Consider the following 18153-nt stretch of genomic DNA (forward strand, 5'->3'; position numbering starts at 1 on the left):
CGGTTTAAAACGCTATGGCATCTGCGATGGGACAGGGACTGCAGCATCGCACGGTGCTGCTCGATGAAGCGGTCAACGCGCTGGTGACGCGCGCGGACGGCATTTATGTGGACGGCACGTTCGGGCGCGGCGGGCACAGTCGCGCGATCTTGGGCCGGCTCGCCGAAGCCGGGCGTCTGATCGCGTTCGACAAGGACCCGCTGGCGATCGCCACGGCGCAGCAAGTGGGCGACGCGCGCTTCTCGATCGTGCATGAGAGTTTTGCTTCGCTGCGCGACGCCCTGGCGGCGCGCGGGGTAGGGCGTGTGTCGGGCGTGTTGCTGGACCTCGGCGTGTCGTCGCCGCAAATCGACGACCCGGAGCGCGGTTTCAGTTTCCGCGCCAATGGTCCGCTCGACATGCGGATGGACCCGACGCGCGGCGAGTCCGCCGCCGACTGGCTCGCGCGGGCCACGTTGCAAGAACTGACGGAGGTGATTCGAGATTATGGGGAAGAACGGTTTGCTTTTCAGATTGCAAAGGCGCTTGTTGCTCGCCGGGCAGAGTCCGACCGTCTCGGGCCTCTCGACAGCACGGGCGAGCTTGCCCAAATCGTGGCTAACGCCGTCAAAACCCGTGAGAAGGGTAAGGATCCGGCAACCCGCACCTTTCAGGCTATACGGATTCACGTCAATCAAGAGCTTGCGGAGCTGCAAGTCGTACTAGAAGCAGCGTTGTCGTTGCTGGAGCAGGGGGGGCGGCTCGTGGTCATCAGCTTTCATTCGCTGGAAGACCGGATCGTGAAACGGTTCATGCAGGCGCAGTCCACCGCGCCGGCGCTCGACCGTCGCCTGCCGATCCGCGCCGTCGACCTGCCCAGCCCGCCTTTGAAGCTGCTTGGGCGCGTATTCGCGAGCGATGAGGAAGTCGCCGCCAATCCGCGCGCCCGCTCGGCCGTGATGCGCATTGCGGAGCGCGTCACGCCATGAACCGTCTGAATATTTTCCTGCTGATCGTCGTCATGGGGTGTGCGCTGTCGGTCGTCAACGCCACCAATCAGCAGCGTCAGATGTTTTTCCAGTTGCAACGTGCGCAGTCGCAGGAGCGGCAGCTTCAGCAGGACTACGCACAGCTTCAATATCAGCAGAGCGCGCTGTCGCGGACGTCGCGCGTCGAACAAATCGCTACCGATTCGCTCAAGATGCAGCCCGTGACGACCGGACGCACGCAATATCTGACACTCGCGCCAGGCGCCGCGAGCGCTGCTGACGCGCCCGTGCCCACCTCCGCGCCGGCACAGGGCGCGGCCGCCACCGCCACGAAGGGCCGCCGTGGGGGCACGCGATGAAAAAAGGCAATAACCGCAAGAGCGTCGCCTTTACCCCGAACCCGATTCTCTCGGTGCGCCTGCCGATGTGGCGCTCGAAGTTCGTCGTCTTCATGCTGTTCATGGCGTTCGTCGCGCTGGCCGCGCGCGCGTTCTGGATTCAGGGGCCGGGCAACGCGTTCTATCAGAAGCAGGGCGAGAGCCGCTATCAGCGCACGATCGAAATGCCCGCCACGCGCGGCAAGATTCTCGACCGCAACGGCCTCGTGCTCGCCACGAGCCTGCCCGTGCGCGCGATCTGGTCAATCCCCGAAGACGTGCCCGACGATCTCGGCGCCGACAAGCTCACGCAGCTCGGCACGCTGCTGGACATGTCGACCAAGGAACTGCGCGCCAAGCTCTCCGAGGACAAGACCTTCGTCTACGTGAAGCGCCAGGTGCCGCTCGACGTCGCGCAAAAGGTCGCGGCGCTCGACATTCCCGGTGTCTATCAGCGTAACGAATACAAGCGCTTCTATCCCGAAGGCCAGGTCACCGCTCACCTGATCGGCTTCACCAATGTGGAAGACGAAGGGCAGGAAGGCGTCGAGCTCTCCGACCAGAAACTCCTCGCGGGCGTGCCCGGGATTCGCCACGTCATCAAGGACCGCATGGGCCATATCGTCGAGGACGTCGACGAAACGGTCGTGCCGCACAACGGACAGGACGTCGAACTGTCGATCGACAGCAAGATCCAGTACATCGCCTATTCGAACCTGAAGGCGGCGGTGGAGAAGTTCAAGGCCAAGGCCGGTGCGGCGATGGTGGTGGACGTGCGCACGGGCGAAGTGCTCGCGCTCGTGAACTATCCCACCTACAACCCGAATGACCGCACGCACCTCACGGGCGAGCAGCTGCGCAACCGCATCCTGACCGACGTGTTCGAGCCGGGCTCGATCATGAAGCCGTTCACGGTGTCGCTGGCGCTCGATTTGCATCGCGTCTCGCCGACTACACTGGTGGATACGGGTGGAGGCCACTTCACGCTCGATGGCGCAACCATCACCGACGACGCCGGGTTCGGCGTGCTCACGGTGGGCGGCGTGATCCAGAAGTCGAGCAACATCGGCGCGACGAAGATCGCCATGACGCTCCGGCCCGAAGAAATGTGGAACATGTATACCAGCATCGGTCTCGGACAGGCGCCGAAGGTCGGGTTCCCCGGCGCGGCGGCGGGCCGTCTGCGTCCGTGGAAAAGCTGGCGCCGCATCGAGCAGGCGACCATGTCGTACGGCTATGGCCTGTCCGTCTCGCTGTTCCAGCTCGCGCGCGCATACACGGCCATCGCGCACGACGGCCAGATCCTGCCGGTGACGATCTTCCGCCACCCCGGCGACGACCAGCCGGTGGTCGGCACGCAGGTCTTCGCGCCCACCACGGCGCGCGAAGTGCGCACGATGCTCGAGAGCGTGGTTTCGAAGGACGGCACCTCGCCCGACGCGGCGGTGCCCGGCTACCGCGTGGGCGGCAAGTCGGGGACGGCGTACAAGCACGGTCCGCACGGCTATGACCACTCGAAGTACCGCGCGTCGTTCGTCGGCATGGCGCCGATGCCGAATCCGCGCATCGTGGTCGCGGTGACCGTCGACGAGCCGACGGCCGGCAGCCACTTCGGCGGCGCGGTGTCGGGCCCGGTGTTCTCGGGCATCGTCGGCGACACGCTGCGCTCGCTCAATGTGCCGCCCGATATGCCGGTCAAGCAACTCGTCGTGTCCGACGACAGTGCTTCGGCCGCCGCTGTCGCCAATGCGCCGTCGTCCGCTTCCGCGCCCGCCGCAACGGTCAAGCGCGTGGCGAACGGCCCGGCAAGCAAGACCCCCGTCGGCGCGCGTCACATGACCGTTGCCGACAACGCGAAAAACCGTCCCGGAGTCGTCCGATGAGCGCCACGCGCACCCAGCATCCCGCGCACCGGCAGATCGCGGACGCGCTCGCGTGGCTGCGCGCGCGCGTCGCGCCCGAAGCCGATCTGCACGCCGACACGCGCTCGCTCAAAGCGGGCGACGTGTTCCTCGCCTACGCCGTCGAAGGCGCCGACAACCGCTCGCATATCGAAAACGCGCTCGCGCGCGGCGCGGCGGCTGTCGTGTATCAGCCGGAAGGCTATGCGGGCCAGTTCGACGCGGCGCAGGCGCAAAACGCGCTCGCCGTGCCGCAGCTCGATGTGCTCGCGGGCGAGATCGCCAGCGGCTGGTACGGCAACCCGAGCGACGCGATGCTCGTGGTCGGCGTGACCGGCACGAACGGCAAGACCTCGTGCAGCCAGTGGGTCGCCTCGGCGCTGACGGCGATCGGGCAGAAGTGCGCGATCGTCGGCACGCTCGGCAGCGGCTTTCCAGGCCAGCTCGTGCATACCGGCTTCACGACGCCCGATGCGCCGCAGCTTCAGCGTTCGCTCGCCCAGCTGCGCCAGCAAGGCGCACAGGCCGTGGCGATGGAAGTCTCGTCGCACGCGCTGCACCAGGGGCGCGTGAACGGCACGTCGTTCAACGTAGCGATCTTCACGAATCTCACGCAGGACCACCTCGACTATCACCGCACCTTCGAGGCCTACGAGGCTGCGAAGGCGCGGTTGTTTGCGTGGCCGGGCCTGCACGCAGCCGTGATCAACGCCGACGACGCAGCGGGCCGGCGCCTGCTGTCCGCCACGCGCGGCAAGCTGCGCACGATTGCCTGCGCCGTGACGACGCCCGCCGCGGACCTGCCCGCCGCCGATGCCTGGGTGCGCGCGAACGCCGTGCGCGCGACGGCCACGGGCACGGCGTTCCATCTGGAAACCTCGGACTGGGGCGAGGCGAACGTCGAAGTGCAGACGCTCGGTCTCTTCAACGTGAGCAACCTGCTGGGCGTGCTCGGCGCGCTGCTCGCGGCGAACGTGCCGCTCGTCGCGGCGCTCAACGAGCTCTCGAAGCTGCAGCCGGTGAACGGCCGCATGGAGCGCCTGGGCGGGCGCACGGATCACGACGAGCCGCTTGTCGTGATCGATTATGCGCACACGCCCGATGCGCTCGAAAAAACGCTCGACGCGCTGCGCCCGATCGCTGCGGCGCGCGGCGGCCAGCTCGTCTGCATGTTCGGCTGCGGCGGCGACCGCGACGCCACCAAGCGTCCATTGATGGGCGCGATCGCCGAGCGGCTGGCCGACCAGGTCGTCGTCACGAGCGACAACCCGCGCAGCGAATCGCCCGCGGCGATCATCGACCAGATCGCCGGCGGCATGCGCGAGCCCGCCAGGGCGCGCCGCATCGAGGACCGCGCGAGCGCGATCCTGCAGGCGGTGCGTGGCGCGGCAAAGGAAGACGTCGTCGTGCTGGCCGGCAAGGGGCACGAGGCAACTCAGGAAATCATGGGCAAGAAGCGCGCGTTCTCGGATCAGGATCACGCGCGGCTTGCTCTCGCAGCCCGTCCGACATCGGATCGGCATGGGCGCGGAGGGGGGGAATGACCATGCTGACCCTGCGCGAAGCAGCAGCACTGATTCCGGGCGCGAGCGTGCTCGGCGACGAGAACGCAACCTTCGAGCGCATCGCAACCGATAGCCGCACGGCCGGCCCCGGCGATCTTTTCGTGGCGCTCAAGGGCGATCGTTTCGACGCGCACGACTTCCTGTCCGAAGTGGCGGGGCGCCACGTGAGCGCGGCACTCGTCTCGCGCAGCCCCGGCGACTGGCGTATGCCCGCGCTGCGCGTGGACGATACGCGCACGGCGCTGGGCGCGCTCGCGCTCGGCTGGCGGCGCCGTTTCACGATGCCGCTCGTCGCGGTCACGGGCAGCAATGGCAAGACCACGGTCAAGGAGATGATTGCGTCGATCTTCGCGGCGGCAGTGGGCGAAGACGCGCGGCTCGCGACCGCGGGCAATCTGAACAACGACATCGGCGTGCCGCTTACGCTGTTGCGCCTGAACGCCGCGCACAAGCTGGCGGTGGTCGAGCTCGGCATGAACCATCCGGGCGAAACGGAGCTGCTCGCGAAGTTCGCGGAGCCCACCGTCGCGGTGGTGAACAACGCGCAGCGCGAGCACCAGGAGTTCATGGCGACGGTGGAAGCCGTTGCGCTCGAGCATGCGAGCGTGATCCATGCGCTCAAGCCTGAAGGCACCGCGGTATTTCCCGCAGACGACGCCTACGCCAGCATCTGGCGCGTGGCGGCCACGGGTTCGCAGGTGCTCGATTTCGCACTGCATACAGAGGAGCGCGCAGTCGAGGCGGCGGTGACGGGCAAGCAAGTGATCGGCGCAGGCAAAAACGCTAGCGCAAACCGCCTCGCGATCGCCACGCCTGAAGGTCAGTTCGAAGTCGAGCTGCAGGTGCTCGGCGCACACAACGCACACAACGCGCTCGCGGCCACGGCGGCGGCGCTCGCCGCGGGCGTCTCGCTCGACGCAATCCGCCGCGGTCTCGAAGCGTTCGAGCCCGTGAAGGGCCGCTTGCAGGTCAAGCGCGCGGCGCTTGGGGAACTCGCGGGCGCGCTGGTGATCGATGACACCTACAACGCGAATCCCGATTCCGTGCGCGCGGCCGTCGACGTGCTGGCCTCGCATGCATCGCCGCGCGTGCTGGTGCTCGGCGACATGGGCGAAGTCGGCGACAACGGTCCCGTGTTTCACCGCGAAGTAGGCGCTTACGCGAAGGAGCGCGGCATCGACGCGCTCTACACGCTCGGCGACGCGGCGCGCGACATCTCGGCGGCATTCGGCGCAGGCGCGCTGCACGCCGCCGGTGTGCCTGAGCTGGTTCGCGCGCTCGCCGGCGCCGGCTACGGCGCAGGCGCAACGATCCTCGTGAAAGGCTCGCGCTTCATGCAGATGGAGCGCGTGGTGGCCGCCCTCACGAATCCGCAACCCCCTGCACCGGACGCAGCGTCCGGTGCGCACTGAAATTCGAAGGAATACAAGGCATGCTACTGGCGCTGGCGCAATGGCTGCAGAATGACGCAAGCTTCTTGCGCGTGTTCAGTTATCTGACGTTCCGTGCGGTGATGGCGACCATCACCGCGATGGCGATCGGGCTTTTCTTCGGCCCGTGGGTGATCCGTAAGCTCACCGAAATGAAGGTTGGCCAGGCCGTGCGCACGGACGGCCCGCAGACGCACCTCGTGAAGTCGGGCACGCCCACCATGGGCGGCGTGCTCATTCTGATGGGCATCGCCATTTCGACGCTGCTGTGGGGCGATCTCACGAACCGCTTCATCTGGATCGTGATGCTCGTGACCTTCGGCTTCGGCGCGATCGGCTGGGTCGACGACTACCGCAAGGTCGTCTACAAGGACCCGCGCGGCATGTCCTCGCGCGAGAAATACTTCTGGCAGTCGGTGATCGGCCTGTTCGCGGCGGTGTATCTCGCGTTCAGCGTCTCCGAGGCGAGCAACGTGCGCGTGTTCGATCTCTTCATGGCGTGGGTGAGGAGCGGCCTCTCGATGGGCCTGCCCGCACGCGCCGACCTGTTGCTGCCGTTCCTCAAGTCGATCAGCTATCCGCTTGGCGTGTGGGGCTTCATCGCGCTCACGTACTTCGTGATCGTTGGCGCGAGCAACGCCGTGAATCTCACCGACGGCCTCGACGGCCTCGTGATCATGCCGGTCGTGCTCGTGGGCGCTTCGCTCGGCGTGTTCGCCTACGTGATGGGCAGCTCGGTCTACTCGAAGTACCTGCTTTTCCCGCACATTCCCGGCGCGGGCGAACTGCTGATCTTCTGCTCGGCGATGGGCGGGGCAGGGCTCGCGTTCCTCTGGTTCAACACATATCCGGCACAAGTGTTCATGGGCGACGTGGGCGCGCTCGCGCTCGGCGGCGCGCTCGGCACCATCGCCGTGATCGTGCGTCAGGAAATCGTGCTCTTCATCATGGGCGGCATCTTCGTAGCCGAAACGCTCTCCGTGATGTTGCAGGTCACGTGGTTCAAGTACACGAAAAAGCGTTACGGCGAAGGGCGCCGCATCTTCAAGATGGCGCCGCTTCATCACCATTTCGAGTTGTCCGGCTGGAAAGAGACGCAGGTGGTCGTGCGCTTCTGGGTCATCACGCTGATGCTGTGCCTGATCGGCCTGTCGACTTTGAAGCTGCGTTGATCGGCACCACGGGTTCAACCAGGTAAGAAAGGGAAGCAAGCGATGTTTGGCGAGAAGTTTCGGGATCGGCAAAAGCCGATGGTGCTCGTGCTGGGGCTCGGCGAATCGGGGCTCGCGATGGCGCGCTGGTGCGCGCGCCATGGCTGCCGCCTGCGCGTCGCTGACACGCGCGAGACGCCGCCGAATTTGCCCGAGCTCGCCGCGCGCGGCATCGACGCCGAGTTCGTCGGCGGGCCGTTCTCCACGGCGTTGCTCGAGGGCGTCGAGCTCGTCGCCATCAGCCCGGGTCTCTCGCCGCTGGCCGAAGACCTCGTGCCGCTGATCGCCGCCGCGCGCGAGGCTGGCATCGAAGTCTGGGGCGAGCTCGAACTCTTCGCGCAGGCGCTGCGCCATCTCGGCGAGAGTGGCTACGCACCGAAGGTGCTCGCCATCACGGGCACGAACGGCAAGACCACCACTACGAGCTTGACGGGCATGCTCTGCGAGCGCGCGGGCAAGCGTGTGGCCGTGGCCGGCAACATCAGCCCGGCGATGCTCGACAAGCTCGCCGAGGCGATCGACAACACCGCGCTGCCCGACATCTGGGTGCTCGAGCTCTCGAGCTTCCAGCTGGAGACGGCGCACAGCTTCGCGCCCGACGCGGCGGCGATCCTCAACATCACGCAGGACCATCTCGACTGGCACGGCGGCATCGACGCTTACGCGGCCGCGAAGGGGCGCATCTTCGGCGCGCAGACCACGCGCGTGCTCAACCGCGACGACGCGCGCGTGATGTCGCTCGCGAGCGTTCAACAGAGCGGCAACGCGAAGATCGTGACCTTCGGGCTGAACGAGCCGCAGCGCGAAGGCGACTACGGCATCTCGCGCGACAACGGCATGCTGTGGCTCGTCGAGGCCCACGATCGCGACGCCACGGACGAGCCCGTCTCGCCGCGCCGCCGCAAGCAGCTCGACGCCGCGCCCGTGAATCTCGCGATGAAGCGGCTGATGCCCGCGGACGCGCTGCGCATCCGCGGCTTGCACAACGCGGCGAACGCACTCGCGGCGTTCGCGCTCGCTCGCGCAATCGATCTCGCGCCCGCGGCGCTGCTGCACGGCCTGCGCGAGTATCGCGGCGAGCCGCACCGCGTGGAGTTGATCGCGTCGATCGACGGTATCGACTACGTGGACGACAGCAAGGGCACCAACGTCGGCGCGACGGTGGCGGCGCTCGACGGCCTCGCGCAGCGCGCGGTGCTGATCGCGGGCGGTGACGGCAAGGGCCAGGACTTCGAGCCGCTCGCGGCGCCGGTGGCGCGCTGGTGCCGCGCCGTGATGCTGATCGGCCGCGACGCGCCCCAGATTCGTGCGGCGCTCGAAAGCACCGGCATCGCGCTCAGCGACCACGCCACGCTCGAAGACGCCACGCGCGCGGCCACGGCGCTCGCCGAGCCGGGCGACGTCGTGCTGCTCTCGCCGGCGTGCGCGAGCTTCGACATGTTCAAGGGCTACGCCCATCGTGCGGCCGTATTTCACGACACGGTGGAAGAGATCGCCGCAGAACGGGGGACGATGATATGAGCTGGTCCGAACGGTTCGGCGCGCGCCTGTCGCGCGACACGAGCGGCGGCGCGCAGAGTCAGGCGGGCGCCGGCGCGCGCTCGGGCGGCATTTCGAGTGCCGTCAGCGGCGTGCGTCCCGCGCGCTCGCGCATGCTCGACTACGACTACTCGCTGCTGTGGGCCGTGATCGCGCTGCTCGGCCTTGGCGTGGTGATGGTCTACTCGGCCTCGATCGCCATGCCCGATTCGCCGAAGTACGCGTCGTACCACGACTACGCGTTTCTCGTGCGCCATATCGTTTCGCTCGTGATCGGCACGATCGGGGCGCTCGTGGCGTTCCGCATTCCCGTTTCCACCTGGGACCGCTACGCGCCGAAGCTCTTCCTCATCGCCCTGGTGATGCTCGTGATCGTGCTGATCCCGCACATCGGCAAGGGCGTGAATGGCGCGCGGCGCTGGATTCCGCTCGGCGTGTCGAACATGCAGCCTTCGGAAATCATGAAGCTCGCCGTGACGATTTACGCGGCGAACTACACCGTGCGCAAACAGGAATACATGCACAGCTTCGCCAAGGGCTTCTTGCCGATGGCGTTCGCCGTGGGCGTGGTGGGCGCGCTGCTGCTGCTCGAGCCCGACATGGGCGCATTCATGGTGATCGCTGCGATCGCGATGGGCGTGCTGTTTCTCGGTGGCGTGAACGGCAAGCTGTTCGGCGGCCTCGTGGCCACGGCGGTCGGCACCTTCACGCTGCTCGTGTGGGCGTCGCCGTGGCGCCGCGAGCGGATCTTCGCGTACCTCGATCCGTGGGACGACCGCTACGCGCAGGGCAAGGCTTATCAGCTCACGCACTCGCTGATCGCATTCGGTCGCGGCGAGTGGTTTGGCGTAGGACTCGGCGGCAGCGTCGAGAAGCTCAACTATCTGCCCGAAGCGCACACCGACTTCATTCTCGCCGTGATCGGCGAGGAACTCGGCTTCGTGGGCGTGCTCGTCGTGATCCTGCTGTTCTACTGGATCGTGCGCCGCTCGTTCGAGATTGGCCGCCAGGCGCTCGCGCTCGACCGCACGTTTGCGGGGCTCATCGCGAAGGGGCTTGGCGTGTGGTTCGGCGCGCAGGCGTTCATCAACATGGGCGTGAATCTCGGCTTGCTGCCGACCAAGGGTCTCACGCTGCCGTTCGTGAGCTATGGCGGCTCGGGCATTTTGCTCAACTGTATTGCTATCGCTGTGTTGCTTCGCGTGGATTATGAAAATCGTGTGCTGATGCGTGGGGGGAAGGTATGACCGCAGCAACGCGCACGCTCATGGTGATGGCCGGCGGCACCGGGGGACATGTGTTCCCGGGGCTCGCCGTCGCGCATCGCATGGAGCAGTGGGGCTGGCGCGTGGTGTGGCTCGGCAATCCCGCGGGCATGGAAGCGACGCTCGTGCCCAAGCACGGCATCGCCATGGAATACGTGCGTTTCGGTGGCGTGCGCGGCAAAGGGTTCAAGACCAAGCTGATGCTGCCGTTAAACCTGCTGCGCGCGTGTACGCAGAGTCTCGCAGCGCTGCGCCGTGTGAAGCCCGACGTCGTGCTCGGCATGGGCGGATACATCACGTTCCCGGCGGGCGTGATGAGCGCGCTCTCGGGTCGTCCGCTCGTGCTGCACGAACAGAATTCGATCGCGGGCCTCGCGAACAAGGTGCTCGCGAAGCTCGCGAGGCGCGTGCTCGTGGCGTTCCCCGGTGCGTTGCCGCACGCCGAGTGGACCGGCAACCCGATCCGCGCGGAGCTCGAGCACGTGGTGCAGCCGCAGGCGCGCTACGCAGCGCGCAGCGGTCCGCTGCGCGTGCTGGTGGTGGGCGGCAGCCTGGGTGCCGCGGCGCTCAACGAAGTCGTGCCGCGCGCGCTTGCGCAGCTCGCGCCGGCTGAGCGTCCGCACGTGGTGCATCAGGCGGGCGCCAAGCATATCGACGCATTGCGTCAGAACTATATCGATGCCGGAATCGAACCCGGTGACACGGCGCAGCTCGTGCCGTTCATCGACGACATGGCAAGCGCTTACGAAAACGCGGATCTCGTGATCTGCCGCTCGGGCGCAATGACGGTGGCCGAGATCGCGGCCGTGGGCGTGGCGGCGCTGTTCGTGCCGTTCCCCTACGCGGTCGACGACCACCAGACGACCAACGCGGCGTTCCTCGCGCAACAGGGCGCGGCGCGTGTGGTGCAGCAACGCGAGCTTTCTGCAGAGGCGCTCGCGGACTGGCTCAAGCAACAAACCAGAGCATCTCTGGCTGACATGGCCGAGCGCGCCCGCGCGCTCGCAAAACCCGACGCCGCCGATCAGGTCGCGCGCATTTGCGCAGCCGTGGCGGGCGCCAGTCCGGGAGGAAAGCAATGAAACACATCGTCAAACATATCCATTTCGTCGGCATCGGCGGTGCGGGCATGAGCGGGATCGCTGAAGTGCTCGTCAATCTCGGCTATCACGTGAGCGGCTCGGACCTCACGAAGAACGGCGTCACCGACCGTCTCGCCGCGCTCGGCGCGCGCATCGCGATTGGCCACGACGCGGAGAATATCGAGGGTGCGAATGCGGTGGTCGTCTCCACCGCGGTGCGCAGCGACAATCCCGAAGTGCTCGCCGCGCGCCATCGTCGCATTCCGATCGTGCCGCGCGCCGTGATGCTCGCGGAACTGATGCGCCTGAAGCAGGGCATCGCGATCGCGGGCACGCACGGCAAGACCACGACTACCTCGCTCGTCGCGAGCGTGCTGGCCGCGGGCGGGCTCGACCCGACCTTCGTGATCGGCGGTCGGTTGATCAGCGCGGGCGCGAACGCGCGCCTCGGCACGGGCGATTTCATCGTGGCGGAAGCCGACGAATCGGACGCCTCGTTCCTGAATCTTTTCCCGGTGATCGAAGTCATCACGAACATCGACGCCGATCACATGGACACCTACGGGCACGACTTCGCGCGCCTGAAACAGGCGTTCATCGAATTCACGCATCGCCTGCCGTTCTATGGCATTTCGGTGCTGTGCGTCGACGACCCGAACGTGAAGGAAATCCTGCCGTTCGTCTCGAAGCCGATCATCCGCTACGGCTTCGCGCCCGATGCGCAGGTGCGCGCGGTCAACGTGATGGCGCGCGAAGGCAAGATGTACTTCACGGCGATGCGCGAAGACGCGCCGTCGATCGACATCGTGTTGAACCTTCCGGGTACGCACAATGTCCAGAACGCACTGGCCGCGATCGCGATCGCGACCGAGCTCGAAGTGAAGGACGCGGACATCCAGCGCGCGCTCGCGGAATTCAACGGCGTGGGCCGGCGCTTCCAGCGCTACGGCGAAATTCCGGTGAACGGCGGCGGCACTTACACATTGATCGACGATTATGGCCATCACCCCGTGGAAATGGCCGCGACGATTGCTGCCGCACGCGGCGCATTTCCTGATCGCCGTCTCGTGCTGGCGTTCCAGCCGCACCGCTACACGCGCACGCGCGACTGCTTCGAAGATTTCGTGCGCGTGCTTTCGACGGTCGACGCGCTCGTGCTGACCGACGTGTACGCGGCAGGCGAAGCGCCGATCGTGGCCGCGGACGGCCGCGCGCTCGCGCGCGCGATCCGCGTGGCGGGCAAGGTCGAGCCGGTGTTCGTGGAAACGGTGGATGAAGTGCCGGACGCGCTGGCCGCAGTGGTCCGCGACGGCGACGTGGTGATTACGATGGGTGCGGGTTCGATCGGCGGCGTGCCGGGCCGGATCGCGCAACAGGAACAAAAGGCGTGAGTGACATGAGCAGTATCGATCCCAATTTCGATCCGAAGCCGTTCGGCAAGGTGGCGGTGTTGTTCGGCGGCGTGTCCGCCGAGCGCGAGGTGTCGCTCAAGTCGGGCACGCTCGTGCTGCAGGCGCTGCAAAGCGCCGGCATCGACGCGCATCCGTTCGATCCGTCCGAGCGGCCGCTTTCGGCGCTCAAGGACGAAGGCTTCGTGCGTGCGTTCAATGCGCTGCATGGCGGCTATGGCGAGAACGGCCAGATCCAGGGCGCGCTCGACTTCTACGGCATCCGTTATACGGGCACGGGCGTGCTCGGCTCGGCGCTCGGGCTCGACAAGTTCCGCAGCAAGCTCGTGTGGCAGCAACTGGGCATTCCCACGCCGCCGTTCGTCGCGGTGCTGCGCGGCGACGACTACGCCGCGCGTGCGCCCGAGATCGTCGCGAAGCTGGGCCTGCCGCTCTTCGTAAAGCCGGCGAGCGAAGGCTCGAGCGTCGCGGTCATCAAGGTGAAGTCGGCCGAAGCACTGGTGCCCGCGATCGAAGAGGCCGCGAAGCACGACAAGATCGTGCTGGTGGAGAAGAGCATCGAAGGCGGCGGCGAGTACACCGCGTGCGTGGCCGGCGACCTCGACCTGCCGATCATCAAGATCGTGCCGGCGGGCGAGTTCTACGACTACGACGCGAAGTACATCCTCGACACCACGCAGTACCTGATTCCCTGTGGCGTGGCGCCGGAGAAGGAAGCAGAACTGAAGAAGCTCGCACGCCGCGCGTTCGACGTGCTCGGCTGCACCGACTGGGGCCGCGCCGATTTCATGATGGACGGCCAGGGCAATCCGTACTTCCTGGAAGTGAACACGGCGCCGGGCATGACCGACCACTCGCTGCCGCCGAAGGCCGCGCGCGCGGTGGGCATCGAGTATCGCGACCTCGTCGTGCGGGTGCTCGCGCTCACGCTGAAGGATTGAACCGCTAGATAACCTCTGACCAACGAATTGCAGTCCGCGCATTGAATCGACAATCTCGACATGTGGAATAACGTACGCCAGCTCAATCTCGCCGCCAACGCGTTGCACGCGCTGCTCGTGCTCGCGCTCCTGGCGGCCGGTGGCTACTGGCTCGTGCAGCGTCCGAATTTCGCGCTGCGCGAGATCCGCATCGAGGGCGACACCGAACACATCAACGAACCGACGGTGCGTGCGAGCGTGGTGGGCCGCCTCAAGGGCAACTTCTTCACCGTCAATCTGGACACCGCGCGCGCCGCGTTCGAGCAGATGCCGTGGGTGCGCCATGCGAGCGTGCGCCGCGTGTGGCCGAACGCGCTTGCGGTGAATCTGGAGGAGTACAAGCCGCTCGGCACGTGGGGCAGCGACCAGCTCGTGAGCACCGATGGCGAGCTGTTCACCGCGAACCAGGGCGAGCTCGATGGCGACTTGCCCGCATTCGACGGCCCGGACGGCACCGCGCCCGAGGTGGTCGCGCGTTATCACGACTTCCAGAAGTGGTTTGCGCCGCTCGGCCTCGAGCCTGACGAGGTGACGCTCTCGCCGCGCTACGCGTGGACGGTGAAGCTCTCGAACGGCATGGAGGTGGAGCTCGGGCGCGAGCGCAATGCCGAGACGCTCGCCGAGCGCACGCACCGGCTCGTCGTGGCATGGACGCCGCTCACGCAACGTTGGGGGAAAGAGATCGAATATGCGGACTTGCGCTATCCGAACGGTTTTGCGATTCGGGCGGCGGGCATGCGCTTCATCAGCGACACGCCGGCCCCGGGGAAGAAGTAACAGCACATCACACGCAACGAGCACGATATGAGTAAAGACTATAAGGATCTGCTGGTCAGCCTCGACATCGGGACGGCGAAGGTGGTGGCCGTCGTCGCCGAAATGAAGGGCGATGGCCATTACGAAGTCATCGGCCTTGGCCAGAGCGAATCGAAAGGTCTCAAGAAGGGCGTGGTGGTGAACATCGAGGCCACGGTGCAGTCTATCCAGCGTGCGCTCGAAGAAGCGGAACTCATGGCCGACTGCAAGATCACTAACGTGTTCACCGGCATCGCAGGCAGCCATATCCGCAGCTTCAATTCGAGCGGGATGGTTGCCATCAAGGAAAAGGAAGTCACGCAGACGGACGTCGCGCGCGTGATTGAAACCGCGAAGGCGATCAACATCCCGACCGATCAGCAGGTGCTGCATATCCTCACGCAGGAATTCATCATCGACGGTCAGGAAGATGTGCGCGAGCCGATCGGCATGAGCGGCATCCGCCTCGAAGTGAAGGTGCACATCGTCACGGGCGCCGTGAGCGCGGCGCAGAACATCGTGAAGTGCGTGCGCCGCTGCGGTCTCGAAGTGAACGACCTGGTTTTGCAGCCGCTGGCCTCGTCGCTGGCGGTGCTCACCGACGACGAGAAGGAACTCGGCGTGGTGCTGGTGGATGTGGGCGGCGGCACGACCGACATCGCGATCTTCAGCGAAGGCGCGATTCGCCATACCGCGGTGATTCCGATCGCGGGCGACCAGGTGACGAGCGACATCGCGATGGCGCTGCGCACGCCGACGCCCGACGCGGAAGACATCAAGGTGAGCTATGGCATCGCGAAGCAGGCGCTCGCGGATCCGGACGAGATGATCGAAGTGCCGGGTCTGGGCGAGCGCGGTCCGCGCACGCTCTCGCGCCAGGCGCTGGCGGCCGTGATCGAGCCGCGCGTGGAAGAGCTGTTCTCGCTCGTGCAACAGGTGGTGCGCGAGTCGGGCTATGAAGAATTGCTGAGTTCGGGCGTCGTGCTCACGGGCGGCGCCGCGATGATGCCGGGCATGGTGGAGCTCGGCGAAGACATTTTCTTGAAGCCGGTGCGCATTGGCGTGCCGGAGTACGCGGGCGGTCTCGCCGACGTCGTGCGCAATCCGCGCTATTCGACGGCGATGGGCCTGCTCGTCGAGGGCCGCGCGCAACGTATGCGCGGTCGCAAGGTCGCGGTGCAGTCGGGGTCGATGGGCCAGGTCTTTTCACGCATGAAAGACTGGTTCCTCGGCAACTTCTAAAGCGGCTCACGTACGCGAAGGGCAAGAGCAGAGACCGAATTAGCGCTGGTGCCGGCGGCTGGCGCGCAGGGGCGGGTTGCCCGACTCACCCCTGAATAACGGCCGAGGTGCGGATATCTTTTTCTTGACGGAGGCAACATGGAATTCCAGATGCTGGAAACGGAAACCAACGGCACCATCATCAAGGTGGTGGGCGTCGGTGGCGCTGGCGGCAATGCCGTGCAGCACATGATCAACCGCGGCGTGCAAGGCGTCGACTTCATCGTGATGAACACGGACGCCCAGGCGCTCTCGCGTTCGCGCGCGCCGGCCGTGATCCAGCTGGGCAACACGGGTCTGGGCGCCGGTGCGAAGCCGGAGATGGGCCGTGCGGCGGCTGAAGAAGCACGTGAGCGCATCGCCGACGCACTGCGCGGCGCGCACATGGTGTTCATCACCGCCGGCATGGGCGGCGGCACGGGCACGGGCGCGGCGCCCGTGGTCGCACAGATCGCCAAGGAAATGGGCATTCTCACGGTGGGTGTCGTGAGCAAGCCGTTCGAGTTCGAAGGCGGCAAGCGCATGCGCGTGGCAGAAGCCGGCTCGCAGCAACTGGAGGATCACGTCGACTCGCTGATCGTCGTCCTGAACGACAAGCTGTTCGACGTGATGGGCGATGACGCCGAGATGGACAAGTGCTTCCAGTGCGCGGACGACGTTCTGAACAACGCAGTTGCAGGCATCGCCGAAATCATCAACGTGGATGGCCTCGTGAACGTCGACTTCGAAGACGTGAAGACGGTCATGGGCGAGCAGGGCAAGGCGATGATGGGCACGGCCACGGTGGCCGGTGTCGATCGCGCGCGCCTCGCGGCCGAACAGGCCGTGGCGAGCCCGCTGCTCGAAGGCGTGGATCTCTCGGGTGCGCGTGGTGTGCTGGTCAACATCACGTCGAGCCGTTCGCTGCGTCTCTCGGAAACGCGCGAAGTGATGAACACCATCAAGAGCTACGCGGCCGACGACGCCACGGTGATCTTCGGTGCGGTGTACGACGATGCAATGGGCGACGCGCTGCGCGTGACGGTGGTGGCGACGGGCCTCGGCCGTGCGGCGAACAAGCAGCAGGCAGCGCCGATGACGTTGCTGCGCACCGGCACGGACAATCATCCGATTGCCGCCGCTCAGCACTCCTACGCGCCGCAGCAGGGCCACACCGCCGACTACGGCGCGCTCGACACGCCGGCTGTCTGGCGCACGTCGCGCGACACCGCGGCTTCGCACGTGCAGGCGCTGCAGGAAAAGGGCGTCGACACGTACGACATCCCGGCGTTCCTGCGCAAGCAGGCCGACTGAAGCGGGCTGCGAGCGAGTTCCAGCTGCGGCGCGGTGCGAATGTAACGGTGGGTGCACCCGCTCGCAGACGGAACGGCCGGCATGACGTAGCAATGACGGTGAGAAGAACCTCGACGCCGCATCCGCGAGGATGCCTGGCAGGGCGGCCTGTCCGCCGCGTTTTGACGCGCGGCAAAAAGGTGCAGGCAATCCGTGCCGGTAGCACAATGGCGAGGTCTTCGGCGCGAAGTTTCCAACTGCGTGGCCAACCGGGTTGCCAGCGTGCCGGGGCGCTCTGCGCATCGATGTGAAGGACGAGTCATGATCAAAGTGGGTGATACGCTGCCCGACGCAACGCTCTTCGAGCTCATCGAAGACGAGCGTGCGGGCTGCACGCTGGGGCCGAACGGCTTTGGCGTGCGCGAGCAGACGGCGGGCAAGCGCGTGGTGATCTTCGGATTGCCGGGCGCCTTTACGCCGACTTGCTCGGCAAAACACGTGCCGGGGTATGTCGAGCAGTACGAAGCGCTACGCGCGGCGGGCGTCGACGAAATCTGGTGCGTGTCCGTCAACGACGCGTTCGTCATGGGCGCGTGGGGGCGTGATCAGCGGACCTCGGGCAAGGTCCGCATGATGGCCGACGGCAGCGCGGCGTTCACCCGTGCGCTCGGTCTGGAGCAGGATTTGTCGGCGCGCGGCATGGGGGTTCGCTCCCAGCGCTACGCCATGGTGATCGAAAACGGCGTGGTCAAGACGCTGAGTCTCGAAGCACCGGGCAAATTCGAAGTCAGCGATGCAGCGAGCATACTCGCCGCGTTGAGCCCAACATGAGCGCATTTGCCGCGCCTGCGTTGCCTGAGCGCAACGAGCCGGCGGCGTAAATGTGACGGGCTATTACTGCGAGCCGTGCGGGCCGCTGGCCGGGAACGCCTCCGTTCCGGTCATCGGCCCGTCTTCCATCCCATTCGCGTAACAACGGGAAACAGATTGTCATGCCCGCGGCGACAACGGATGCGGCAGACTTGGAGTATAATTCGTGCTATGAATTATAAAGTCCCGATTGGGATTTTCAATGAGC

15 protein-coding genes are annotated in these 18153 nt (G+C 66.3%); all 15 read left to right on the forward strand.

The window, feature by feature from the left end; genetic code table 11:
- Nucleotides 1–14: 14 nt before the first annotated feature.
- Complete coding sequence (gene rsmH, locus E1956_RS05080; protein ID WP_134747666.1) at nt 15–968, forward strand: 16S rRNA (cytosine(1402)-N(4))-methyltransferase RsmH; 954 nt, start codon at nt 15–17, stop codon at nt 966–968.
- A complete protein-coding gene (gene ftsL / locus E1956_RS05085) occupies nt 965–1327 on the forward strand; it encodes a cell division protein FtsL (protein ID WP_028220099.1) in 363 nt (120 codons plus the stop codon). Before rsmH ends, ftsL begins: the two co-directional genes overlap by 4 nt.
- Nucleotides 1324–3228 carry a peptidoglycan D,D-transpeptidase FtsI family protein gene (locus E1956_RS05090; RefSeq protein WP_134747667.1) on the forward strand — a complete coding sequence of 635 codons (1905 nt, stop codon included), beginning with the start codon at nt 1324–1326 and terminating at the stop codon, nt 3226–3228. Before ftsL ends, E1956_RS05090 begins: the two co-directional genes overlap by 4 nt.
- The gene (locus E1956_RS05095; protein WP_134747668.1) at nt 3225–4790 is read left to right on the forward strand and encodes a UDP-N-acetylmuramoyl-L-alanyl-D-glutamate--2,6-diaminopimelate ligase; all 1566 of its coding nucleotides are present in this window, start codon (nt 3225–3227) and stop codon (nt 4788–4790) included. Before E1956_RS05090 ends, E1956_RS05095 begins: the two co-directional genes overlap by 4 nt.
- Nucleotides 4787–6223: a UDP-N-acetylmuramoyl-tripeptide--D-alanyl-D-alanine ligase gene (locus tag E1956_RS05100; protein ID WP_134747669.1), complete on the forward strand. Its 1437-nt coding sequence runs from the start codon at nt 4787–4789 to the stop codon at nt 6221–6223. The genes E1956_RS05095 and E1956_RS05100 overlap by 4 nt, the downstream gene beginning before the upstream one ends.
- 20 nt (nt 6224–6243) lie before the next feature.
- Nucleotides 6244–7413, forward strand: a complete 1170-nt coding sequence (mraY, locus tag E1956_RS05105; protein ID WP_028220103.1) for a phospho-N-acetylmuramoyl-pentapeptide-transferase — start codon at nt 6244–6246, stop codon at nt 7411–7413.
- Nucleotides 7414–7455: 42 nt separating this feature from the next.
- Nucleotides 7456–8973 carry a UDP-N-acetylmuramoyl-L-alanine--D-glutamate ligase gene (murD, locus tag E1956_RS05110; protein WP_134747670.1) on the forward strand — a complete coding sequence of 506 codons (1518 nt, stop codon included), beginning with the start codon at nt 7456–7458 and terminating at the stop codon, nt 8971–8973.
- Nucleotides 8970–10238: a putative lipid II flippase FtsW gene (gene ftsW, locus E1956_RS05115; protein WP_134747671.1), complete on the forward strand. Its 1269-nt coding sequence runs from the start codon at nt 8970–8972 to the stop codon at nt 10236–10238. The genes murD and ftsW overlap by 4 nt, the downstream gene beginning before the upstream one ends.
- Nucleotides 10235–11338 (forward strand): undecaprenyldiphospho-muramoylpentapeptide beta-N-acetylglucosaminyltransferase, encoded by a 1104-nt coding sequence (gene murG, locus E1956_RS05120; RefSeq protein ID WP_134747672.1) that lies wholly within the window; start codon nt 10235–10237, stop codon nt 11336–11338. The genes ftsW and murG overlap by 4 nt, the downstream gene beginning before the upstream one ends.
- On the forward strand, nt 11335–12729 hold the full coding sequence (murC, locus tag E1956_RS05125; RefSeq protein ID WP_134747673.1) for a UDP-N-acetylmuramate--L-alanine ligase: 1395 nt from the start codon (nt 11335–11337) through the stop codon (nt 12727–12729). Before murG ends, murC begins: the two co-directional genes overlap by 4 nt.
- 5 nt (nt 12730–12734) lie before the next feature.
- Complete coding sequence (locus tag E1956_RS05130; RefSeq protein ID WP_134747674.1) at nt 12735–13688, forward strand: D-alanine--D-alanine ligase; 954 nt, start codon at nt 12735–12737, stop codon at nt 13686–13688.
- Between the two features lie 60 nt (nt 13689–13748).
- On the forward strand, nt 13749–14504 hold the full coding sequence (locus E1956_RS05135) for a cell division protein FtsQ/DivIB (RefSeq protein ID WP_028220109.1): 756 nt from the start codon (nt 13749–13751) through the stop codon (nt 14502–14504).
- 27 nt (nt 14505–14531) lie between these two features.
- Nucleotides 14532–15764: a cell division protein FtsA gene (gene ftsA, locus E1956_RS05140; protein WP_028220110.1), complete on the forward strand. Its 1233-nt coding sequence runs from the start codon at nt 14532–14534 to the stop codon at nt 15762–15764.
- A 138-nt stretch (nt 15765–15902) separates the two neighbouring features.
- Nucleotides 15903–17096: a cell division protein FtsZ gene (gene ftsZ / locus E1956_RS05145; protein ID WP_133199161.1), complete on the forward strand. Its 1194-nt coding sequence runs from the start codon at nt 15903–15905 to the stop codon at nt 17094–17096.
- Nucleotides 17097–17396: 300 nt separating this feature from the next.
- A complete protein-coding gene (locus tag E1956_RS05150) occupies nt 17397–17906 on the forward strand; it encodes a peroxiredoxin (RefSeq protein WP_134747675.1) in 510 nt (169 codons plus the stop codon).
- Nucleotides 17907–18153: the final 247 nt, after the last annotated feature.

The organism is Paraburkholderia pallida, assembly GCF_004524855.1.
Lineage (GTDB): Bacteria > Pseudomonadota > Gammaproteobacteria > Burkholderiales > Burkholderiaceae > Paraburkholderia > Paraburkholderia oxyphila.

Coding starts and splice junctions, on each gene's coding strand:
- ftsA (WP_028220110.1), top strand. CDS start 14,532: ATGAGTAAAGACTATAAGGATCTGCTGGTCAGCCTCGACATCGGGACG.
- mraY (WP_028220103.1), top strand. CDS start 6,244: ATGCTACTGGCGCTGGCGCAATGGCTGCAGAATGACGCAAGCTTCTTG.
- ftsW (WP_134747671.1), top strand. CDS start 8,970: ATGAGCTGGTCCGAACGGTTCGGCGCGCGCCTGTCGCGCGACACGAGC.
- rsmH (WP_134747666.1), top strand. CDS start 15: ATGGCATCTGCGATGGGACAGGGACTGCAGCATCGCACGGTGCTGCTC.
- E1956_RS05130 (WP_134747674.1), top strand. CDS start 12,735: ATGAGCAGTATCGATCCCAATTTCGATCCGAAGCCGTTCGGCAAGGTG.
- murG (WP_134747672.1), top strand. CDS start 10,235: ATGACCGCAGCAACGCGCACGCTCATGGTGATGGCCGGCGGCACCGGG.
- E1956_RS05100 (WP_134747669.1), top strand. CDS start 4,787: ATGACCATGCTGACCCTGCGCGAAGCAGCAGCACTGATTCCGGGCGCG.
- E1956_RS05090 (WP_134747667.1), top strand. CDS start 1,324: ATGAAAAAAGGCAATAACCGCAAGAGCGTCGCCTTTACCCCGAACCCG.
- ftsL (WP_028220099.1), top strand. CDS start 965: ATGAACCGTCTGAATATTTTCCTGCTGATCGTCGTCATGGGGTGTGCG.
- ftsZ (WP_133199161.1), top strand. CDS start 15,903: ATGGAATTCCAGATGCTGGAAACGGAAACCAACGGCACCATCATCAAG.
- E1956_RS05095 (WP_134747668.1), top strand. CDS start 3,225: ATGAGCGCCACGCGCACCCAGCATCCCGCGCACCGGCAGATCGCGGAC.
- murD (WP_134747670.1), top strand. CDS start 7,456: ATGTTTGGCGAGAAGTTTCGGGATCGGCAAAAGCCGATGGTGCTCGTG.
- E1956_RS05135 (WP_028220109.1), top strand. CDS start 13,749: ATGTGGAATAACGTACGCCAGCTCAATCTCGCCGCCAACGCGTTGCAC.
- murC (WP_134747673.1), top strand. CDS start 11,335: ATGAAACACATCGTCAAACATATCCATTTCGTCGGCATCGGCGGTGCG.
- E1956_RS05150 (WP_134747675.1), top strand. CDS start 17,397: ATGATCAAAGTGGGTGATACGCTGCCCGACGCAACGCTCTTCGAGCTC.